At 60.9% G+C, this 21,774-nt stretch carries 18 protein-coding genes; 8 read left to right on the top strand and 10 right to left on the bottom strand.

Translation table 11 applies throughout. From position 1 onward, the window contains the following. Positions 1–31: 31 nt before the first annotated feature. Together AACZ55_RS09660 and AACZ55_RS09655 are read right to left on the bottom strand one after the other, a co-directional pair. The gene (locus AACZ55_RS09660) at positions 32–1,063 is read right to left on the bottom strand and encodes an ABC transporter permease (protein WP_338609683.1); all 1,032 of its coding nucleotides are present in this window, start codon (positions 1,061–1,063) and stop codon (positions 32–34) included. Beyond that, the gene (locus AACZ55_RS09655) at positions 1,044–2,579 is read right to left on the bottom strand and encodes a sugar ABC transporter ATP-binding protein (protein ID WP_339645608.1); all 1,536 of its coding nucleotides are present in this window, start codon (positions 2,577–2,579) and stop codon (positions 1,044–1,046) included. The genes AACZ55_RS09660 and AACZ55_RS09655 overlap by 20 nt, the downstream gene beginning before the upstream one ends. Before the next feature lie 266 nt (positions 2,580–2,845). Between AACZ55_RS09655 and AACZ55_RS09650 the strand changes: the two genes are divergently transcribed. After that, entirely contained in the window at positions 2,846–3,871 is a 1,026-nt protein-coding gene (locus AACZ55_RS09650; protein WP_338609681.1) for a LacI family DNA-binding transcriptional regulator, read from the top strand. Positions 3,872–3,874: 3 nt separating this feature from the next. Here the strand turns inward: AACZ55_RS09650 and AACZ55_RS09645 are convergent, their stop codons facing one another. Beyond that, complete coding sequence (locus tag AACZ55_RS09645; RefSeq protein ID WP_339645605.1) at positions 3,875–4,255, bottom strand: hypothetical protein; 381 nt, start codon at positions 4,253–4,255, stop codon at positions 3,875–3,877. 229 nt (positions 4,256–4,484) lie between these two features. On the opposite strand from AACZ55_RS09645, the gene AACZ55_RS09640 reads away from it, so the two are divergent. The 6 genes from AACZ55_RS09640 to AACZ55_RS09615 all read left to right on the top strand — a co-directional run bounded on the left by AACZ55_RS09640 (position 4,485) and on the right by AACZ55_RS09615 (position 11,374). Beyond that, positions 4,485–6,020, top strand: a complete 1,536-nt coding sequence (locus AACZ55_RS09640; protein WP_339645603.1) for an ABC transporter ATP-binding protein — start codon at positions 4,485–4,487, stop codon at positions 6,018–6,020. Then, positions 6,017–7,111 (top strand): ABC transporter permease, encoded by a 1,095-nt coding sequence (locus AACZ55_RS09635; protein ID WP_339645599.1) that lies wholly within the window; start codon positions 6,017–6,019, stop codon positions 7,109–7,111. The genes AACZ55_RS09640 and AACZ55_RS09635 overlap by 4 nt, the downstream gene beginning before the upstream one ends. Next, the gene (locus AACZ55_RS09630) at positions 7,104–8,018 is read left to right on the top strand and encodes an ABC transporter permease (RefSeq protein ID WP_339645597.1); all 915 of its coding nucleotides are present in this window, start codon (positions 7,104–7,106) and stop codon (positions 8,016–8,018) included. Before AACZ55_RS09635 ends, AACZ55_RS09630 begins: the two co-directional genes overlap by 8 nt. A 30-nt stretch (positions 8,019–8,048) precedes the next feature. Then, positions 8,049–9,122 carry a BMP family ABC transporter substrate-binding protein gene (locus AACZ55_RS09625; protein ID WP_339645594.1) on the top strand — a complete coding sequence of 358 codons (1,074 nt, stop codon included), beginning with the start codon at positions 8,049–8,051 and terminating at the stop codon, positions 9,120–9,122. Between the two features lie 109 nt (positions 9,123–9,231). Beyond that, entirely contained in the window at positions 9,232–10,941 is a 1,710-nt protein-coding gene (ade, locus tag AACZ55_RS09620; RefSeq protein WP_339645592.1) for an adenine deaminase, read from the top strand. A 46-nt stretch (positions 10,942–10,987) separates the two neighbouring features. Continuing rightward, positions 10,988–11,374 (top strand): hypothetical protein, encoded by a 387-nt coding sequence (locus tag AACZ55_RS09615; RefSeq protein ID WP_338609674.1) that lies wholly within the window; start codon positions 10,988–10,990, stop codon positions 11,372–11,374. Here the strand turns inward: AACZ55_RS09615 and AACZ55_RS09610 are convergent. The 7 genes from AACZ55_RS09610 to uraH all read right to left on the bottom strand — a co-directional run bounded on the left by AACZ55_RS09610 (position 11,365) and on the right by uraH (position 21,149). After that, complete coding sequence (locus tag AACZ55_RS09610; protein ID WP_339645588.1) at positions 11,365–13,533, bottom strand: malate synthase G; 2,169 nt, start codon at positions 13,531–13,533, stop codon at positions 11,365–11,367. The two genes, AACZ55_RS09615 and AACZ55_RS09610, sit on opposite strands and share 10 nt — an antisense overlap. A gap of 88 nt (positions 13,534–13,621) precedes the next feature. Next, the gene (gene guaD, locus AACZ55_RS09605; RefSeq protein ID WP_339645585.1) at positions 13,622–14,926 is read right to left on the bottom strand and encodes a guanine deaminase; all 1,305 of its coding nucleotides are present in this window, start codon (positions 14,924–14,926) and stop codon (positions 13,622–13,624) included. Continuing rightward, positions 14,923–16,152: a urate hydroxylase PuuD gene (locus tag AACZ55_RS09600; protein WP_339645581.1), complete on the bottom strand. Its 1,230-nt coding sequence runs from the start codon at positions 16,150–16,152 to the stop codon at positions 14,923–14,925. Before AACZ55_RS09600 ends, guaD begins: the two co-directional genes overlap by 4 nt. Before the next feature lie 26 nt (positions 16,153–16,178). Next, entirely contained in the window at positions 16,179–16,982 is an 804-nt protein-coding gene (gene xdhC / locus AACZ55_RS09595; RefSeq protein WP_338609670.1) for a xanthine dehydrogenase accessory protein XdhC, read from the bottom strand. Then, positions 16,979–19,315, bottom strand: coding sequence for a xanthine dehydrogenase molybdopterin binding subunit (gene xdhB / locus AACZ55_RS09590; RefSeq protein WP_339645578.1), 2,337 nt, complete (start codon positions 19,313–19,315; stop codon positions 16,979–16,981). The genes xdhC and xdhB overlap by 4 nt, the downstream gene beginning before the upstream one ends. Then, entirely contained in the window at positions 19,315–20,772 is a 1,458-nt protein-coding gene (gene xdhA, locus AACZ55_RS09585; RefSeq protein ID WP_339645575.1) for a xanthine dehydrogenase small subunit, read from the bottom strand. Before xdhA ends, xdhB begins: the two co-directional genes overlap by 1 nt. Positions 20,773–20,774: 2 nt before the next feature. Then, entirely contained in the window at positions 20,775–21,149 is a 375-nt protein-coding gene (gene uraH, locus AACZ55_RS09580; protein ID WP_338609667.1) for a hydroxyisourate hydrolase, read from the bottom strand. A 130-nt stretch (positions 21,150–21,279) separates the two neighbouring features. On the opposite strand from uraH, the gene AACZ55_RS09575 reads away from it, so the two are divergent. Further along, positions 21,280–21,774: polysaccharide deacetylase family protein (locus tag AACZ55_RS09575; protein WP_339645572.1), on the top strand; the 495-nt coding region annotated here is incomplete at its 3' end.

The following is a 21,774-nucleotide window of genomic DNA, read 5'->3' as shown; positions in this document are numbered from 1 at the left end:
ACAAGCAGGTCCCACCTATCCTGGAAACGCTCTAGCCCCTGGCCTTCCTGAAGATATTGAGATGGCCAAGATTACCGCGCTGCAGCCAGACGGCAGCGATGATGATCACGCCCTGGACCGCACCGTTGAGATAGTTCGAGATGATGTCGGTCAGGTTCAGGATGTTGCCGATGGTCGTGAGCATGATCGCCCCGATCACCGTCCCCCCGATCCGCCCGTACCCGCCCTTGAGCATGGTGCCGCCAATAATCACGGCCGCAATCGCTTCGAGCTCCCAGAGCACACCTGTCGAGGACGAGGCCGAACCCAGTCGCGGAACATAAATTATGGTGGCGATTGAAACGCAAAGCCCCTGGATGACATAGGTCAGCGTTCTGATGCGGTCGACCTTGATCGCCGAATAGCGTGCCACCGTTTCGTTGGACCCGATCGCCATGCAATAGCGCCCGAACGCCGTGCGGTTGAGAAGCACCCAGCCCAGCACCGCAACCAGCGCAAACACCAGCACCGGGATGGGAATACCCAGCAGGTTGCCGTAATAGACGGGGCGATAGGCGTCGCGGATATCGAAGGCCAGCGACAGCGTTCCACCATCGGCGAAATAGGTGACCAGCGAGCGGAAGATACCCATCGTGCCCAGCGTCACGATAAAGGCCTCGATCTTGCCCTTGGTCGTCATGAAGCCGTTGAGAAAGCCCGCGCCCAGCCCCAGCAGCACAGAAGCCGCACAGCCCAGCAGCACTGTCGGAACGCCCGTTCCGAGCGTTTCGATGGCCGCGTTCATCACGATAATCATCGCCCCCGAAATCACCGCGGCCATGGAGCCCACCGAAAGGTCGATCCCGCCTGCTGTGATAACGAAGGTCGCCCCCACCGCGATGATGCCGATAAAGGCCGAGCGCGTGAGAAGATTGGAAATATTGCCCTCTGAGGCAAAGGCCGGGTTGAGTGCCAGCCCCAACAAGCACAACGCAATCAGCGCCACGAGCGGCCCGAAGGTGTGATAGTCGATCCTGAACCGCTTCTTGGCGGGCTTTACACCCTCATGCGCTTGCGCGGTCATCGCCAAATTCTCCCTTGAGCCCTGCGGCATAGCGCATGATTTCTCCCTCTTTGATTTCCGCGCCTTCGAGCGTTCCCATCCGGCGCCCATCGCGCATCACCACCACCCGGTGAGAAAGCCCGATCACCTCCTGCATCTCCGAGGAGACCACGATGATCGATTTGCCCTCTTTGGCGAGCGCGGCGATGATGTGATAAATCTGTTGCTTGGTGCCGACATCGATCCCCCGTGTCGGCTCGTCGATGATGACGATTTCCGGCTCGCTCTCCATGGCCTTGCCCAGCATCAGTTTCTGCTGATTGCCGCCCGAAAGCTGGCCCACGCGAACCGAAGCGTCACGCGCTCTGATATCGAAGCGCCGCGTTGCCCGCTCCATCGCCTCGACTTCGCTCGCTTCGTTGAGAAAGCCCCCCTTGATGTGGCGCTTGAGCGTCAGGAGCGTGAGGTTTCGCTGCAACCCGATGTTGAGCAACAGCCCCTTGCCCTTGCGGTCCTTGGTCATATAGACCAGCCCGGCATCTATCGCCTCCCCGATCGCCGAGAACGCCACGGGCTCACCTCTGAGCCGCACGGTGCCACCGGTCTTTTCCGAGAGGCCGACGATCGCTTCCATGACCGCAGTGCGGCCCGATCCGATCAGCCCGGCAAATCCCAAAATCTCTCCACGCCGCAACGCAAAGCTTACGCCGCGCACGCCCGGCGCCGTAAGCCCTTCCACGTCCAGGATCACCGGCGCGTCGACATCGGGTTCGTTCTTGGGCGGATAAAGATTGGACAACTCCCGTCCCACCATCATCTCGGCAATGGCGTCCGGGGTGAGATCGCCGGTGTCCACGGTCGCGATCAATTGCCCGTCGCGTAACACGGTGATGCGATCCGAAAGCGCCATGACCTCGTCGAGCTTGTGCGAAATGAAGACGATGGCTACGCCCTTGGCTTTCAGGCGCCGCACCTGCTCGAAAAAAATGTCGGTTTCAGCCGATGTCAGAACGGCCGTCGGCTCGTCCATGATGAGGACCCGCGCATCGCGGCTGATCGCCTTGGCAATCTCGACCATCTGCTTGTCGGCAACCGAAAGTGTGTTGATGCGCGCATTGGGGTCGATCGACACATGCAGGCCATCGAGAATACGCTGTGCCTCGGCCTGCATTTCGGCCCGACGCAGAAACCCGTATCGCTTCCATTCACGGCCCAGAAAAATGCTCTCGGCCACGGTCAGGTGCTCGGCGAGATTGAGCTCCTGATGGATAACCACGATTCCGAGCGATGCACTTTCCCCGTTGGAGGGAAGCCGGATCGGTTCACCGTCGAGCACGATGGTGCCCGAGGTCGGCTGCTCGATGCCCGAAAGGATCTTGATAAGGGTCGATTTGCCGGCGCCGTTCTCTCCGATCAGCGCGTGGACCTCGCCTTCGCGAACGTCGAAATCGATGCTGAACAGAACCGGCACTTCTCCAAAGCTCTTGGAAACTCTGCTGGCTGCCAGAATATGCGGCGTACTGGCGCTATCGGCCATCCACCAGTCCTCCCCCTATCTCCCACCGGCTCACTGGCCAGCTTCTCCAATTGCCAATTTGTGTAAACCTTTTCATTTGTCATGTAAAGGTTTACACAAGGCCAGATGTGTATAAACCATTGCGTCGGGATTGAGGGTGGCCAAGCCGTTTCCAGGATAAGCGGGAACCAACGTCTCCGGTTCGGAAACGCGACAAAAAAAGCGCCCAGCATCCAATGCGTTGAATGGCCGTGCTCCGCAAGGAAGGCATCGGCAGGGGGAGAGCCTTGAGCGCGGTCAAACCAGCAACGATCGAGGATGTGGCATTGATCGCCGGCGTTTCGATCGCCACGGTCTCCCGCGCCCTCAACGAACCAGGCAAAGTCGCCGACTCCACACGCCGCAAGGTCATAGAGGCCGTGGCCCAGACCGGCTACACGACCAACGCCATGGCGCGCAATCTGCGCACACGGCGTTCGCACATGATCCTGATCCTGGCTCCCGATGTCGGCGATCCGAACTTTTCCAACATTCTGGTGGGCCTTGAAACCGAAGCCTCAAAGCGCGGCTATGGCGTCCTGATCGGCAACACGCAGAACGATCCGGTCCGCGAGACCGACTATCTGCGCTTTATCGCCTCCAACCAGGCCGACGGGATCATTCTATTCACCGGCCACTTGCCCTTCGGCCTGATCGACAACCAGCCGGGGGCGCGCCTGCCTCCGATGGTCGCCATCAACGAACCGATCCCCAATTCCAGTATTCCCTTTGTCGGCGTCGACAACATCGAAGGTGCCCGCGTCGCCACCGATCACCTCATCAGCCAGGGGCACCGCGAAATTGCCTTTATCGGTCAGTCCCCGGGCCGTGCCGTTGCCCAATTGCGCGAGCGCGGCTTTCGCACCGCACTCACGGCGGCCGGCATTTCAGCGCAGACCAGCTTCATACTCGAAGCCGATGGAACCACCGAAAGCGGCCGCGCAGCGGCCGAGCGCATGTTCGTGCGCGACCGGCTGCCGACGGCCTTTTTCTGCGTCAACGATGCGACGGCGCTGGGGGTGTTGATCGCGCTCACCGCGCGCGGCTATGACCTGCCGCAAGATTTCTCCGTCATGGGCTTTGACGACATTTCCTTTGCCAGCTTTGTCACGCCGTCCTTGACCACAATGAAACAGCCCCGCCTCAAGATCGGCGAGGCCAGCATGGACTTGCTGCTCGAAATGCTGGAAGGCGAAAGACCCACCAGCCGCGAAATCCTTCTGCGCTCCGAACTGATCCTGCGCAATTCGGTCTCTCTGCGCCGCCCGGCCTGACGCCTATTGCGCCGCGGGGGTTTCGGTCTCCACGGGGTCGGCTGCGGGCCCGGTCGCATCCACCGGAGCGGTTTCAATGGGAGTATCGATGGCTGGCGAATCGGCGCCTTCCGGCTCGGTCACGGCCTCGTCTGTCGGCGCCGGGGTCGGCAACCCCTCAAGGTCGCTGTCCACATCGCCACCGGCAGCCGGTACGTCCTCGAGCGTAGCGCCGCCATCAGTGGTCGTCGCGGTCTCATCGTAGGTCGCCGTGCTGAACCAGTAGACAGCCACGAACAGAACGACGATTGCGACCAATCCGTAGATCAGAACACGCGAGTTCATCAAGCGGCTATTGCCCTGCCGCGCTTCGGTCTTGGTAAGATCGGGCTTTTCATCGCTCATGGGTGCGTCCCTCATGATTTGAACTCGACCGGAGTTCGTCGGGTCAGGCACAATGCCCATCAGCGGTTTAACGCTTGGCCCGGCATCACGTTCCACCACCCACTGATGCAAAATTGGGCAAATGAAAAATATCGTTCAACAAGTCACCACCTCATGTGCAATCGGCCTTGCGTGGTGATAAATGTGACGACATAGTGTTTTTGTCCATTTGGTCCAATTTTGGCGCGTGATGACGGCAAGCGGCTCAGAACCACTGCTGACCCTCAGAGGTCTCACCAAATCCTTCGGGAGTTTCAAGGCCAACGACTCCGTTGATTTGCAGGTATTTCCGGGTGAAATCCATGCTCTTCTGGGTGAAAACGGAGCCGGGAAATCCACCTTCGTCAAAATGCTCTATGGCGCGCTGCAGCCCGACGCGGGCGAGATCGTCTGGCGGGGCAAGCCCGTTTCCATTCCCAGTCCCGCCTTCGCCCGCCAGCTTGGCGTGGGCATGGTGTTCCAGCACTTTTCCCTTTTTGAAGCGCTCACGGTTGCCGAAAACGTTGCCGTCGCCCTGCCCGGCGACACGCCCATCAAAAAAGTGGCAGCCGACGTCGAAAAGGTCTCGAAGGAATACGGGCTGCCGCTCAAACCGCACGCCTATGTGCACGACCTTTCGGTCGGCGAGCGCCAGCGCATCGAGATCGTGCGCTGCCTTTTGGGCCATCCCGACCTCATCATCATGGACGAGCCGACCTCGGTCCTCACGCCCCAGGAGGTCGACGACCTTTTTGCCGTGCTGCGCAAGCTGCGCGACGAGGGAAAGGCTATCCTCTATATTTCCCACAAGCTCGAAGAAGTAAGGGCGCTGTGCGAACGCGCCACCATCCTGCGCCACGGCAAGGTCGTTGGCACCTGCATCCCGCGCGATGAAACCGCAGCCTCGATCGCAAAGATGATGGTCGGCGCCGATATCCACCAGATCCGCCCCGCCAAAGCCCGCGCCCAGAGCGCAGAACCGCTGCTTTCCATCGCCAATCTCTCCATGGATTCCCGCGAGGCATTCGGCACGCCCCTCAATGACATTTCACTCGATCTGTTTCCCGGCGAAATCGTCGGCATCGCCGGAATTGCCGGCAACGGCCAGTCCGAGCTGTTCGATGTGCTGTCTGGCGAACGCCTTGCCGGGAGGCCTGAACAGATAACGCTTTTCGGCCAACCGGTTGGCCATGACGACATCAGCGCCCGGCGCGCCAAAGGCGCTGTCTTTATCTCCGAGGAACGGTTGGGCCACGCCACCGTCCCCTCACTCTCGCTGAGCGAAAATGTCATCCTCACCCGCTACCGGGTCAATCCGGACCTCAGATCGGGCATGTTCCTCAACCGCGGCAAGGCCAAGAGCCTGCTCGACACCATCGTCAAAGCCCTCGACGTGCGCAAAAGCGCGTCCGACCCGGCGGCCCAGTCCCTCTCGGGCGGCAATCTGCAGAAATTCATCATCGGACGCGAAGTGCTCGAAGATCCCAAAGTGATCATCGTCAACCAACCCACCTGGGGTGTCGACGCCGGATCGGCCGCCCGTATCCGCCAGACCCTTGTCGATCTCGCCCAGGACGGCGCCGCCATTCTGGTCATCAGCCAGGACCTTGATGAACTTTTCGAATTCACCGACCGCCTCGCCGCCATCGCCGAAGGCCGCCTCTCCGATTTCGCGCCAGTCGCCCAGACCGACCGCAACGCCATCGGACTCAAGATGTCGGGCATTTTCGAAGGCCAGCCCGCATGAGGCTTGAACTCACCAAACGCGGCAAACCCTCCCGCGCCCTGCAATTTCTCTCTCCGCTGATCGGGCTGGCTCTGGCGGTGCTGACCGGGGCGATCATGTTCGCCATTCTGGGCAAAGACCCGCTGGCGGCTCTCTACGTCTATTTCATCGAACCGCTGACCGAGCTGTGGTCGATCCACGAACTGCTCATCAAGGCCGCGCCGCTCATCCTGATGGGGGCCGGGCTTTCGGTCTGCTACCTCTCCAACAACTGGAACATCGGCGCCGAGGGCCAGTTCATCATGGGGGCGTTGGCCGGATCGATATTCCCGGTCCTGTTCACCGATTTCCAGAGCCCGCTCGTCCTGCCCCTGATGATGGCGTTCGCCATCGTCGGCGGTGCTCTGTGGGCCGGCATTCCGGCGCTGCTCAAGGCCAAATTCAATACCAACGAAATCCTCGTGAGCCTGATGTTGGTCTATGTGGCCGAGCTGATCCTCGACTATCTGGTGCGCGGCCCCTGGCGCAATCCCGAGGGCATGAATTTCCCCGAGTCCGTGCGCTTCCATGACTTCGCGCGCATTCCCGAGCTGATGCCCGCCGATGGCCGTGCCAATTGGGGCATCGCCATTGCCATCATCGTTGCCATCGCCATCTGGATCATGCTGTCGCGCACGCTCAAAGGCTTTGAAATCAAGGTGCTCGGCACCAGCCCGCGCGCCGGCAAATTCGCCGGGTTCGATGCCAAAAAGATGATCTTTTTCTCTTTCCTCCTGGCCGGTGGCTGTGCCGGGCTGGCCGGCATCATCGAAGTAGCCGGCGCCTCGGCCCAGCTCCGCCCCATTATCTCGCCCGGCTACGGGTTCACCGCCATCATCGTTGCGTTCCTTGGCCGCCTCAATCCGCTCGGCGTGATCGTTGCCGGGCTCGTTCTCGCGCTCACCTATCTCGGCGGAGAAGCCGCGCAGATCTCGCTCGGGCTGTCCGACAAGGTGGCGCGCGTCTTTCAGGGCGCGTTGCTGCTCTATATCCTGGCCTGCGATACGCTGATCCACTACAGCGTCCGTTTCGCCCGTACGCCAAAGGCATCGGGGAGCGCCGCCGATGCTTGAGTCGATCCTTCTCACCATCATCACCGCCGCAACGCCTTTGTTACTCGCCGCCATCGGCGAACTCGTCGTGGAACGCTCCGGCACCCTCAATCTCGGCGTCGAAGGCATGATGGTCATGGGCGCCGTCGGCGGTTTCGTAGGCATGATCGTTACTGGCAACCCGTTCGTCGGGGCTCTGGTCGGCATGCTGTTCGGCACGGCCCTCTCGCTGCTCTTTGCCGTCCTGACCCTGACGCTTGCCACCAACCAGTATGCCACGGGCCTGGCCCTCACCATTCTGGGCCTGGGGCTATCGGGGCTGATCGGCGAACCCTATGTCGGTCGCTCCGCCGTCCGCATGCCGGTTCTCGACATACCCGGCCTGTCCGACATCCCGATCGTGGGTCGCTTGCTGTTCGGTCAGGACATTATCTTCTACATTTCCATAGCGCTGGTCGTCGGTGTCGCCTGGTTCCTGTTCAGGACCAAAAAGGGCCTTACCCTTCGCTCCATCGGTGACAACCCGCAATCGGCCCATGCGCTCGGCATCAAGGTCATCCGCTACCGCTATGTCGCAGTTCTGTTCGGCGGTGCCTGTGCGGGACTGGCCGGCGCGCATCTTTCGCTCGTTTATACACCGCAATGGACCGAGAACATGTCGGCGGGCCGCGGCTGGATTGCGCTGGCACTGGTGGTCTTTGCCTCCTGGCGTCCGGGTCGGGTGCTGGCGGGGGCATATCTGTTCGGCGCGGTATCTATCGGTCAATTGCACGCCCAGGCGCTGGGGATCGCCATTCCGTCCCAGTTTCTCTCGGCGCTCCCATATCTCGCTACCGTCCTCGTTCTGGTCCTGATTTCCCAGAACCGGCGGCTGACGCTGATCAACACCCCGGCCTCGCTCGGCAAGAGCTTTGTGCCGGATCGCTAAACCATAAGAACTTTTAAGGAAGGGACACTCATGAAAACGCTCCTCTCAACCCTTGCGGCAGCCACGGCGCTGTCGATGACCCTCACTCCCGTAGCCATGGCGCAGGACGAGCCTGTCGAAGCCTGCTTTGTCTATGTCGGTTCGCACACCGATGGCGGCTGGAGCCAGGCCCACGACATCGCCCGCCTCGCTGTCGAGGAAGAATATGGCGACGCTGTCGAAACCCGCTATATCGAAAACGTCGCCGAAGCGACGTCCGAAGGCGCTATCGAGCGCATGGCGCGTTCGGGGTGCGACATCATCTTCACCACCTCGTTTGGCTTCATGGACCCCACCGTTGCCGTTGCAGAGCGCTTCCCGGACGTCCTGTTCGAACACGCCACAGGCTACAAGACCGCACCCAATGTCTCGGTCTACAATTCGCGCTTCTATGAAGGCCGCTACATCCAGGGCGTCATCGCCGCCTCGATGTCGGAAGCCGGAATTGCCGGTTACATCGGCTCGTTCCCCATCCCCGAAGTGGTACAGGGCATCAACGCCTTCATGCTCGGCGCGCAGTCGATCGACCCCGATTTCGCCGTCAAGGTGGTCTGGGCCAATTCCTGGTACGATCCCGGTGCGGAAGCCGACGCCGCCAAGGTCCTGATGGATCAGGGCGTCGATATCATCACCCAGCACACCGACTCCACCGCCCCCATGCAGGAAGCCGCCGCCCGCGGCATCAAGGCGTTCGGCCAGGCGTCCGACATGATCGAAGCCGGCCCCGAAACCCAGCTCACGGCCATCGTGGACACCTGGGCGCCCTACTACATCGAACGCGTCGGCGCGGTGATCGACGGCACCTGGGAAACCTCAGACACCTGGGACGGTCTGGCCGATGGCATCCTGACCATGGCGCCCTACACCAATATGCCTGAAGAGGTCGCCGCACTGGCCGAAGAGACCGAGGAAGCCATCAAATCCGGCGAACTCGTCGTCTTCACCGGCCCGATCACCAAACAGGACGGCACCGAGTGGCTCGCCGAAGGCGAACAGGCCGATGATGGCACTCTGCTGGGCCTCAACTTCTACGTCGAAGGCGTGGACGACCAGCTTCCCGAGTAAGCAGAAAAACCGGTCGATCGAAAGCGGCGGCAGCAATGCCGCCGCTTTTGTTTCTTGACCCTGCCCCCGCCCCGCGACACCCTGAAGCAAGACCAAGGACAGACAGCCGATGACCGACGCCGCCACTCTCGCCCGCATGATCCGCGCAGGACGTGGGCTCGACCCTGCCGATCTGGTCGTCAAAAACGTCAAACGGCTTGATATCGTGACCGGCGAGATCATCCAGACCGATATCGCCATCGTCGCCGATCGCATCGTCGGCACTCATGGTGCCTATGAAGGCAATGCCGAAATCGACGGCGCAAGCCGTTTCGCCGTGCCCGGCTTTATCGATACCCACCTCCATATCGAGTCCTCGCTGGTCACCCCGCTCGAATTCGACCGCTGTGTGCTGCCCCACGGGGTGACGACCGTCATCTGCGACCCGCACGAAATCGCCAATGTGCTGGGGGCCAAAGGCATTCGCTATTTTCTCGATTGCGCCGAACGCTCGATCATGGACATGCGCATCAATCTCTCCTCCTGCGTGCCGGCCACACCGTTCGAGACGGCAGGCGCACGGCTTGAGATCGACGATTTGTTGCGTTTTGCCGATCATCCCAAAATCATCGGCCTTGCCGAGATGATGAATTTCCCCGGCGTCATCAATGGCGATCCAGCCATTCTGGCCAAGCTCGAAGCCTTCCAGCACCGGCATATGGACGGCCACGCGCCCCTGCTGTCGGGCCTCGACCTCAACGCCTATCTCGCCGCCGGTATCCGCACCGATCACGAAGCGACCAGCGCCAAGGAGGCCCGCGAAAAGCTATCCAAAGGCATGGCCATCCTCATTCGCGAGGGTTCGGTGTCAAAAGACCTCGACGCACTTGCGGAAATACTCGACGCCAACACCTCGGCCTTCGTTGCGTTGTGCACCGACGACCGCAATCCGCTCGATATCGCCGAAGAAGGCCATCTCGATTCCTCGATCCGCCGCCTGATCGCGCATGGCTGTCCGGTTCACCACGTCTATCGCGCCGCTTCCCATTCTGCAGCCCGCATTTTCGGCCTCAAGGATCGCGGCCACGTTGCGCCGGGCTGGCGCGCCGACATTGCCCTGCTCGACAGTCTTGAAGACTGCCACGTCTCCGATGTCGTTTCGGCCGGTCGCCTCGTCACCGAAGCGCTCTGGGCAACCCGCGAACAGATAAGTCCGGTCGGGCTCGATTCCATGAAGGCAACGCCGGTGGAGCCTTCGGCCTTCATCACCGCCCCCAGTCCCGACAAGAACGAAGTCCCGGTAATCGGCGTCAAACCCGGCCTTATCCTCACTTTCCGCGAAAGCGCGGCCCTCGCCAGCGACGAAGCCGGCCTCAAACCCGATACAAGTGCCGATGTCATCAAGGTGGCAGTCATCGAAAGGCACGGCATCAACGGCAATATCGGCCGGTCCTTCGTCAAGGGCTTTGGCCTCAAACGCGGCGCCATCGCCTCGTCAGTCGGCCATGACAGCCACAACATCACCGTGGTCGGCGTGACCGATGAAGACATGGCCCTGGCCGTCAATCGCCTCATCGAAATCGGCGGAGGGTTTTCCGTCGCCTGCGAGGGCGAAATCCTCGCCGATCTTGCCCTGCCCATTGCCGGACTGATGAGCCCGGAACCCTTCGAGATCGTCACCGAACATCTAGAGCATCTGCGCCACGCGGCAAAAGCGCTCGATTGCACTCTGCCCGAACCCTTCCTTCAGGTCGCTTTTCTTGCACTTCCCGTCATCCCGCATCTGAAAATGACCGACAACGGCCTGTTTGACGTCGACAAGTTCGATTTCGTCTCGTGATCGCGCATGGCTTGATTAAGCCACTTTCCCTCTTATCTTTTAGGGCATGACCAAAGAGCGGACCCGCCTCGAACGCCTGTTCCTTCGCCTCGAAGCGCGCTTTCCGCGCTTTGCGATGGTGATTTACGTCTTGCGCCAGCCTTGGGCCATGCTCATTCGCATTCCACTGGGCATCCTGTTGTGCCTAGGCGGCATTGCGTCCTTTCTCCCGATTCTCGGCATCTGGATGCTACCGCTCGGCCTGTTGTTGCTGGCCATCGACCTGCCTTTCCTCCAGCGCCCAATGAACGGAATCATCTTGCGCGGCGAACGCCAATGGGACCTCTGGCGCCGCAGCCGACGCGACCGGAAATCAGGGCAGAATACCTCAGATAGCAAGAAAAAGGCACAGCAGGATCCGCGCCTTTCCGACAAGCGCGAAGATTATCGCTGAGCCTTCTTTTCGGCCCGCTTGGCGTGCAAGAGCGGTTCGGTGTAGCCAGACGGCTGCTCGACCCCTTCAAGCGCCAGCGCCAATGCGGCCTGAAAGGCGATCGAGTGCTCCGGATCGTCACTCATCGCCTCATACCCCGGATCGCCCGCATTCTGTTCGTCGACGACCCTGGCCATCCGGGTGAAGGTGGCCACCACCTCGTCCTGGGTCACCACCCCATGCCAGAGCCAGTTGGCAATCGCTTGCGATGAAATGCGGCAGGTCGCGCGGTCTTCCATAAGCCCCACATTGTTGATGTCGGGCACTTTCGAGCACCCCACTCCCGCATCGACCCAGCGCACAACATAGCCCAGGATCCCCTGGGCGTTGTTTTCGAGTTCGCGCTGGATCTGCTCGGGCGAAAGCGATGCAGGATCGAGCACCGGCATAGAGAAGAGCTCGGTCAGCGTCGGAATGGGTTCGTTGTGCCGGCGTTTTTGCGCTTCGAACACGTCGACCTCATGATAATGCAGCGCGTGCAGCGTTGCCGCCGTCGGCGAGGGCACCCAGGCGCAATTGGCGCCCGATCTGGGGTGGCCGATCTTCTGCTCCATCATCGCCGCCATATCGTCGGGCCGGGCCCACATGCCCTTGCCGATCTGGGCACGGCCCGTCAGCCCGCAGGCAATCCCGATGGTGACGTTGCGATCCTCGTAGGCCCCAATCCAGCGCTCGGCCTTGATCTGGTCCTTGAGCAGCACCGGGCCGGCCTCCATGGACGTATGGATTTCATCGCCCGTCCGGTCGAGAAACCCGGTATTGATGAAAAACACCCGCTCGCGCGCCGCATAAATGCAGGCCTTGAGATTGGCCGATGTCCGGCGCTCCTCGTCCATGATGCCAATCTTGATTGTGTTGAGCGGCAGTCCGAGGATTTTTTCCACCTCCCCGAACACATTGCACGCAAACAGCACCTCGGTCGGCCCGTGCATCTTGGGCTTGACGATATAGATCGAGCCGGTTGTGGAATTGGCCTTCCGCTTGAGGTCGTGCAGGGCGCAAAGCGTGGTGATCGCTGCATCCATCAGCCCCTCCCCGATCGGCTGCCCCTCCGCATCGAGGATGGCATCGGTCGTCATCAGATGCCCGACATTGCGCACCAGCAGCAAGGCGCGGCCCTTGAGGTTGAGCGACGATCCATCCGGCGCCGTATAGACCCGGTCAGCATTGAGCGTCCGCGTTACGCTCTTGCCGCCCTTTTCGAACGTATCGGCCAGATCGCCCTTCATCAGCCCCAGCCAGTTGCGATAGACCCCGACCTTGTCCTCGGCATCCACCGCCGCGACCGAATCCTCGCAGTCCTGAATTGTGGTCAGCGCGCTTTCGATGACAACATCGGCAAGATGAGCCGGATGGTCCTTGCCCACCGGATGGCTGGCGTCGATCACCAGCTCGACATGCAGCCCGTGATGCTTGAGCAGGATCCGCAGCAGGTCGCCATCGCGTGAATAGCCAGCGAACGCCTCGGGATAAGCCAGTTTCGCCGGACCATCCTGGCTTTCGATCACCAGTCTGGCGCCATCGCCCGATGTATCGACCCCATACCGCGTCACGGCCCAATGCTTGACCCCGAGCAGCGGAAACGCCTCATCGAGAAAATGCCCGGCCCGCGCAAACACCTCCGCACCGCGCCTGGGATTGTACTCACGCCCCGGCGCCAGCTCGCCTTCCCGCGCAATCACATCGGTGCCGTAAAGCGCATCGTACAGGCTGCCCCAGCGCGCATTGGCAGCGTTGAGCGCATAGCGGGCATTGGAGACCGGCACAACAAGCTGCGGCCCGCTGATCGAGGCGATCTCGGGATCGAGATTTTCGGTTTCGATCCGAAAATCCTCCGGCTCGTCTTCGAGATATCTGATCTCGCGCAGGAACGCTTCATAAGCCGCCGGATCCCGCGTTGCCGGACCATTGTCGCGATGCCAGTCATCGATCTGGTTCTGCATGCGGTCGCGGATTTCCAAAAGCTCGCGATTGCCCGGCATATAGGCCGCAACCATCTCGGCAAACCCTGCCCAGAAACGATCCGACGCGAGATCGAGCTCCTTTAGTGCCTCAGTCTCGACAAACCCCGCAAGCCGTTCATCGACCTGCAAACCGGCCCGTTTGACATAGCTGCTCATCGGCTCTCTCCTCATCGTTTCCTGATCGGGTACCGGACGCGCCCCGTTTCGCCAAGCAGTCGTGGAAAACCCTTCCACGATGTGGAAATCAGCGCAATCTCGCCTTGGCGGCCTCGCCCGCCACATAGGTCTCGGCAATCACCCGGTCATCCCCGCATGTCTGGAGCAAAAACAGCTCCTCGGACAGGCTTTCCACCTGCTCCATCTTGAGCGTCATATGGGGCAGGGCTCGGGCGTCGAGCACCACGATATCGGCATCGCTCCCTGGCTCCAGCGTACCGATGGTATGCTCAAGCGATAAGGCCCGCGCATTGCCCAGCGTCATCATGAAAAAGCTCTCGAGCGGCGAGAGGCGCTGGCCGCGCAATTGCAGCACCTTGTACCCTTCGTCGAGCGTGCGCAGCATGGAATAGGATGTCCCACCGCCCACATCGGTCGCCACCCCGATCCGCACATTGGATTCCATCAGCCGCTCGCGGTCGAACAGCCCCGACCCGATGAACAAATTCGATGTCGGGCAGAACACCGCCACCGATCCGGTCTCCGAAAGCGCTTCGATTTCCCGATCGGTCATGTGAATGCAATGGCCGAGCAATGTCTTGGGCCCGAGAAGGCCGTAATGCTCATAAACCCCGACGTAGTCCGGCAAATTGGGAAACAGCTCCCTGATAAATTCGATCTCGCCCAGGCTCTCGTTCACATGCGTCTGCACATAGGCATCGGAAAATTCGCGCACCAGGTCCTGGGTCATCTCCATCTGCGCATGGGTGGAGGTCAGTGCGAACCGCGGCGTGATCGCGTAATGCAGCCGCCCGACGCCATCCCATTTCTCCAGCAATGCCTTGCTTTCGTCATACCCCCGCTGCGGCGTATCGAGCAGCCCTTGGGGCGCATTGCGGTCCATCATCACCTTACCGGCGACCATTCGCATGCCGCGCTTTTTCGCCTCAGTGAAAAACGCATCCACCGATTCCGGATGCACCGAGCAATAGACCGCCGCCGTCGTCGTCCCGTACCGCACCAGTTCGTCACAGAACAGCGAGGCGATCCGCGCCGCATGCTCGGCATCGGCAAAGCGCTGTTCCTCAACGAATGTATAGGTGTCGAGCCATTCCAAGAGGTCCTTGGCATAGGACCCGATGACCTGCATCTGCGGATAATGGATATGGGTGTCGATAAACCCCGGCAGGATCAGCCCGGGCCGATGGTCGATCACCTCTGCCTTGGGCGCGACGAGCTTCAGCCCATCATTGTATTCGCCCGTCGAGACGATCCGGCCCTGATCGACAACCACCGCCCCATCCTCGATATAGCGGTAGCTGTCGTGATCGTCCGGCCCCGATGGCTCGGAATTGAAGCTCAATACGCGACCGCGCAGAATCTTTGCGGTCACAGGCTCCGCTCCCCGGTCACCGACTGGTACCAGACGGACAGCATCTGTCGCTCCTCATCGGTCATGAACGACACGTTTCCCGGCGGCATGGCGTGGCTGCGGGCAGACTGGATGTAGATTTCCCGCGCGTGTTGGGCGATCAGGTCAGGCGTATCGAGCCGTACATCCTTGGGCGCCATATGCACGCCCTCATAGGCCGGCTCGGCCGCGTGGCACATCGAGCAGCGGCCAAGCACGATCTGGGATGCCTGCTGAAAATGAGCATCATCCATGAACGCTTGCGATGTCTGGCTCACGCTCCCGGCTTCCGCCTGCCCCCTGGGATAGCTCGAAAGCCAGATAATCCCGATAAATAGAACAAGCGCCAGCGCAAACGTCCAATATTCGCGCCGTCCGGTCGCATGCATGGTGTTAAAGAAATGCCGGATCACCACCCCGATCAGAAAGATCAGCCCGGCAATCGCCCAGCTGTATTCGGTGGCGAACGCCAGTGGATAGTGGTTCGAGAGCATGAAGAACAACACCGGCAGCGTCAGGTAATTGTTGTGCACGCTGCGCTGCTTGCTCTGTGCCCCCAGTGCCGGATCGGGCGCCTCGCCCGCCTTCATCGAAGCGACGATTTTCTTTTGATTTGGAATGATGATGAAAAAGACATTCGCCGACATGATCGTCGCCGTGAACGCGCCCATATGCAGGAAGGCGGCGCGACCGGTAAACACCTGCATATAGCCCCACGACATGGCCAGCAGGATCAAGAACAGGATGATCATCAGCCCGTTCTGACTCTTGCCCAGAACCGATTTGCACAACAGATCGTAAAGCACCCAGCCGAGAGCAAGCGAGGCCAGCGAAATGGCGATCGCCACCGGCGCCTCGACATCGAGTACCGTACGGTCGATCAAAAACAGGTCGGCGCCCGCGTAATAGACGATGATAAGCATCGCGAACCCGGTCAGCCAGGTCGAATAACTCTCCCATTTGAACCAGATCAGGTGCTCGGGCAGGTTTGGCGGCGCCACCATATATTTGTTGATATGGTAGAACCCGCCCCCATGCACCTGCCACTCCTCACCCTGCACGCCCGCGGGCAGACCGGCATGCTTGCGCAGCCCAAGATCGAGCGCGATGAAATAAAACGACGAACCGATCCACGCGATCCCCACGATCACATGGCTCCAGCGCACGGCAAACGCCATCCATTCCCAAAACAGCGTGAAATCAGTCATTTATCGTTTTGCCCCAACTCTAAACCCTATCCGGCCAGCGCCCGTAAAATCTCTGCCGCCGTAAGCGCCGCGATCACCTCGGGTCGCTTGTCATGAACATCGGCCCCGCCGATCGGCATAGCAAGCCTTTCGACCATTTCCGTATCCAGCCCCATGTCCGAAAGCCAGCTTTTGAAGGTGGCCTTTTTGGTTTTCGAGCCGATCATCCCCACATATGCCGCATCCCCACGCATCAGCGCTTCCGAAGCGACCAGAAAATCGAGCCCATGATCGTGGGTGAGAACCACAAAGCACGAGCCCTTCGGCGCCTCGCGCACCAGCGCTTCGGCCACTGGAACGTGCCGCGCTTCCACCCCGTGCGGCACCTTGGCAATTTCGGCTGCACGATTGTCCACAACCAGCGTGCGCAACGGCAAAAGCGATAAGGCCTGACCCAGCGCGTTGCCCACATGCCCTGCCCCGAACACATAGACATGGGGCCGCGCCATATAAGCCCGTTCGGCCCGCACCCGCACATCCTGAGCAACATCGGCATCGACCGCCCGCATACCGATGGCCACGCGACCGCCACAGCATTGCCCGATCTCGGGCCCGAGCGGGATATCGAGGGCCGCTGCGGCTTCCCCTGAAGTCAGCGCCTCGCGTGCCCTCGCGATAGCCAGAAATTCGAGTTGACCACCGCCGATGGTGCCGATTTCGTTCTCGGACGAAACCACCATCCACGCCCCCGCCTCGCGCGGCGTTGAGCCCTTTGCTTCTGTCACTTCGACCAGAACGGCCTGCCTGTGGCGGTCGAGGAAATCGCGCAATTGTTGCGGCGTTACGCTCACCGCCCTGCCGCCTCGCGCTTTATTCGCTCGATGGTCATCAGCACCCGTTCGGGCGTGGCCGGTGCATCCATGCGCGGGGCGATCTTGTAGTCGGCAACGCTTGCCGCCGCCATCGAGAGCGCTTCGAACACCGAGAGCGCCAGCATGAAGGGCGGCTCACCCACTGCCTTGGAACGGCGAATAGTCGGGGCGCTGTTGGCCGACCATTCGGCCAGCTTTACCTCAAATATCCTGGGGACGTCAGACACCACGGGGATCTTGTAGGTTGAAGGCGCGTGTGTGCGCAATTGCCCCTTGTCGTCCCACCACAATTCCTCGGTGGTCAGCCACCCCATGCCCTGGATGAACCCGCCCTCGATCTGCCCGATATCAATCGCCGGATTGAGCGATTTGCCCACATCGTGCAGCACATCGACGCGCTCCACCATGTATTCCCCGGTCAGGCTGTCGACCACCACTTCCGAACACGCAGCACCATAAGCGAAATAGAAGAACGGCTGGCCCTTGCCCGCCGCTCGGTCCCAGTGAATGTCGGGCGTCTTGTAAAACCCTGCAGCCGAGAGCTGCACGCGGGCCAGATAGGCCTGATCGATGAAATCGGCCCAGTCATAACGCTGGTTGCCCACCATCACGCAATTGGGTTCGAAGCTGATGGCGTCCTCGGGCACGTTGAACTTGTCCATCGCGAACCGGACCAGCCGGTCCTTGATCTGCTCGGCGGCATTGGCAGCGGCCATGCCGTTAAGGTCCGATCCAGAGGAAGCCGCAGTGGCCGATGTATTAGGCACCTTGCCGGTCGTCGTTGCGGTAATCTTGACCTTGTCGAGATCGATCTGGAAGCAATCGGCCAGAACCTGCGCCACCTTGACGTAAAGCCCCTGCCCCATCTCGGTGCCGCCATGGTTGAGATGGACCGACCCATCGCGATAGACATGGACCAGCGCCCCGGCCTGATTGAAGGCCGTCATGGTAAAACTGATCCCGAACTTGACCGGCGTCAGCGCTATGCCGCGCTTGAGGACATTGGACGTCCTGTTGAACGCAATGATCTCCTCGCGCCGCCGGCGATAGTGCGAACTCGCCTCGAGCTCATCCACCACCCGTCCGATGATGTTGTCGGTTACGGTCTGATGATAGGGCGTGAGATTGCGGTCGGTTTCGCCATAAAAATTGGCCCTGCGGATATCGAGCGGGTCCTTGCCCAGCGCGTAGGCGATGTCCTCGATCCAGCGCTCGCAGCCCACCATGCCTTGCGGACCGCCGAACCCGCGGAACGCGGTGTTTGAGACCGTGTTGGTCTTGAGCGGTTCGGATTTGAGCCGCACATTGGGGTAGAAATAGGCGTTGTCGGCATGAAACAGGGCCCGGTCGGTCACCGGCCCCGAAAGATCGGCCGAGAACCCGCACCGCGCGGCAAATACCGCATCGACCGCCTCGATCCGGCCCTCATCGTCATAGCCGACTTCATAATCGACAACGAAATCATGCCGCTTGCCGGTGGCGATCATGTCGTCGTCCCGATCGGGCCTGATCTTGACGGCGCGATTGAATTTCTTGGCCGCGATGGCAGCAACCGCCGCAAAAAGATTGCTCTGGGTTTCCTTGCCACCAAACCCGCCGCCCATGCGCCGGACCACGACATTGACGGCGTTGGATGGCACGCCCAGTGCGTGGCCCACCATGTGCTGGACTTCGCTCGGATGCTGGGTGGAGGAATGAACGGTCACCTCGTCATCCTCGCCGGGTATCGCCATGGCGATATGGCCTTCGAGATAGAAATGGTCCTGTCCGCCCATTTCCATGGTGCCTTTAACCCGGTTTTTGGCAGCCACCATGCCCGCCGCCACATTGCCCCGTTCAAGCGTCATGCCCGGAGTCACCAGCGCTCCCCCGGCCTCGCGCGCCGCAGCGACATCGAGTGCAAAGGGCAATTCGGTGTAGCTCACCTGCGCAAGCCTGGCCGCCCGCCGCGCCGCTTCGCGCGTCGTCGCGACCACAGCAAACAGCGGCTGCCCGAAAAATTCGACCCGCGTTTCGGCAAAGATCGGCTCGTCATGCTTGCCGGGCTGGGAAATGTCGTTATGCCCGGGCACGTCCGCGGCTGTCAGCACCCCGACCACGCCGGGCGCCTGCCGTACCGCTTCGAGCGCCAGCGACTGAATTTCCCCATGCGCGTTGGTGGAAAGACCCAGATAGGCATGCAGCGTTCCCGCGGGTTCAAGCATGTCATCGATATATTCGGCCGTTCCCGATACATGCTTGTGCCCGGAATCGTGCTTTTGCGGCACATGCACCCCGCCGCTTATCGTGGCTTTGGTGTCGAGCGCTGTCACTATGCCACCTCGTGCCGAACGATATGGCTCGGCCCTTCGACGGTCTCGAAATAAAAGCGCTTGAGAAGATTTTTCGCCGCCAGCATCCGATAATCAGCACTGGCCCGCCAGTCGGTCAGCGGCTGGAAATCCTCTTCGAATTTACCCAACGCCGCCTCGACCGTTTCCAGCGTCCAGGGCTTGCCGATCAGCGCCGCCTCGATAGCCTTTGCCCGCTTTGGGGTCGCGGCCATGCCGCCATAGGCGATGACTGCCGTCGCCACCACGCCATCTGCAATTTTCACCCGAAAGGCACCGAGCGTTGCTGTGATATCCTCATCGCGCCGCTTGGTGACCTTATGCACCCCGAACAGCTCATCGGTACCCGGCACGGGCACCGAGACGCTTTCCACGAACTCACCCTTCTCCCGGTCCTGCTTGCCATAGGCGATGAAGAAATCCTCCAGTTTCACCACCCGCCGAACACCGCCCCTGCGGAGCGTAACCTCCGCTCCCAGCGCGATCAGCGGCGGTGGGGTATCGCCGATCGGCGAGCCATTGGCGATATTGCCGCCGATGGTCCCCATCGCCCGCACCTGCGCCCCGCCGATCCTGTCGAACAATTCGACCATCTGCGGAATATGGACGGCAATGATCTCGTACGCCTTGGCGTAGCTAACGCCGGCCCCGAAAACGATCCGTCCGTCCTCGACAGACACCTCGCCCATCAGGTGGCCGATAATCACCACCGGGGCGATCTCGCGCATGAACTTTGTGACCCACAGCCCCACATCGGTCGCGCCAGCAACGATCGTCGCCTCGGGCATCGCCTCGAGCACCGCCGCAAGATCATCGACATCGGCGGGGATGATCGTCTTGCCGCGCGTTCCCTCGACCACCACCCGTCGCCCGTCCTCGAGCTCGGTCAAATTCGCAAGGATCTCCCCACGCTCCTTGTTGAGCGCATCTTCGAGCACCGAGCCATAATTGGACACCGCCTGGGCCGCGCGCACGATGGGGGCATAACCCGTGCAGCGGCACAGATTGCCCTGCAAGGCCTTTTCGATCTCGGGAACGGATGGATTGGGATTGGCCAGCCACAGCCCGTAAAGGCTCATCACGAACCCCGGCGTGCAGAACCCGCACTGGCTTCCATGGTAGTCGACCATGGCCTGTTGCACCGGATGCAAGTTGCCATCGGCACCCTTGAGATGCTCGACGGTCACCACATGCGCGCCATCCAGCATCGAAACCAGCATTATGCACGCATTTGCAGGCAAATATCGCACAACTCCACCACTTTTACGGCCAACAATGACGGTACAGGCCCCGCAATCTCCCTCAGCGCAGCCTTCCTTGGTGCCCCGCAGGACACGGTCCAGCCGCAGGAAATCGAGCAGCGTCCGGTCCGGCTCAAGCGTGTCCAGCTCGACCAGATTATCGTTGAGATAGAAGCAGATAGCGGTGCGCGGGTCCAAGCTCAGCTCCCGCGATAGGTCGAATAGCCGAAGGGAGAGACCAGCAACGGCACATGATAATGCGCCTGGCTGTCACTCACCCTGAAATCGACTGCCACCACGTCGAGAAATTCAACGGCTTTGCCGTTGATTCTGCTGAAATATTCTCCGACATGGAAGTTCAGCCGGTAGGCCCCTTCCGCCAATGATTCCCCCTCCAGCAAAGGCCCGTCGCACCGCCCGTCATCATTGGTGACCACCGACCGCTCGAACACTGCCGCCTCGCCATTTACCCTGTAAAGATCGATGGTCATTCCCTTCGCAGGGGTCCCGTTCGCGGTATCTAGAACGTGGGTCGTCAGCCGTCCGGTTGTGGTCATGCCTGCTCCAAGCGCCATTGGATTTTCCCCAACTATCAACCCAAAAATTGCCCTGCGAAAGGGGGCGGGCACAGAATTTTTTACCACATGGTCCAAAAATTTGTGTCTAAGGTACGCTCCTGTTTGTCTGCCCGTCATGGAGTACGCCATGCGTTATCCCCGCGATCTGGCCGGATACGGCCCCAACCCACCCCATGCCAATTGGCCCGGCGGCGCCAATATCGCGATCCAGTTCGTCCTCAACTACGAAGAGGGCGGGGAAAACAACATCCTGCATGGCGATGAGGCCTCCGAAGCCTTTCTGGCCGATGTGGTGGGCGCCGCGCCCTGGCCCGGTGCGCGGCACTGGAACATCGAATCCATGTATGAATATGGTGCCCGGGTCGGTTTCTGGCGGCTGCACAAGCTGTTCACGCAGAACAACCTGCCCGTTACGGTCTATGGCGTTGCCACCGCGCTGATGCGCGCGCCGCAGCAGGTGCAGGCCATGCTCGACGCCGATTGGGAAATCGCCTCCCATGGCTATAAATGGGTCGAGCACAAGGACATGGAGCGGCAGGACGAAGCGGCCCAGATCGCCGAAGCAGTAAGGCTGCACACCGTCGCGACGGGAACGCGGCCGCTCGGCTGGTACACCGGGCGT

This window comes from uncultured Pelagibacterium sp. (assembly GCF_963972885.1).
Classification (GTDB): domain Bacteria; phylum Pseudomonadota; class Alphaproteobacteria; order Rhizobiales; family Devosiaceae; genus Pelagibacterium; species Pelagibacterium nitratireducens.
Note: the sequence above shows the minus strand (reverse complement) of the source record. Positions and strands in the feature narration are given on the sequence as shown.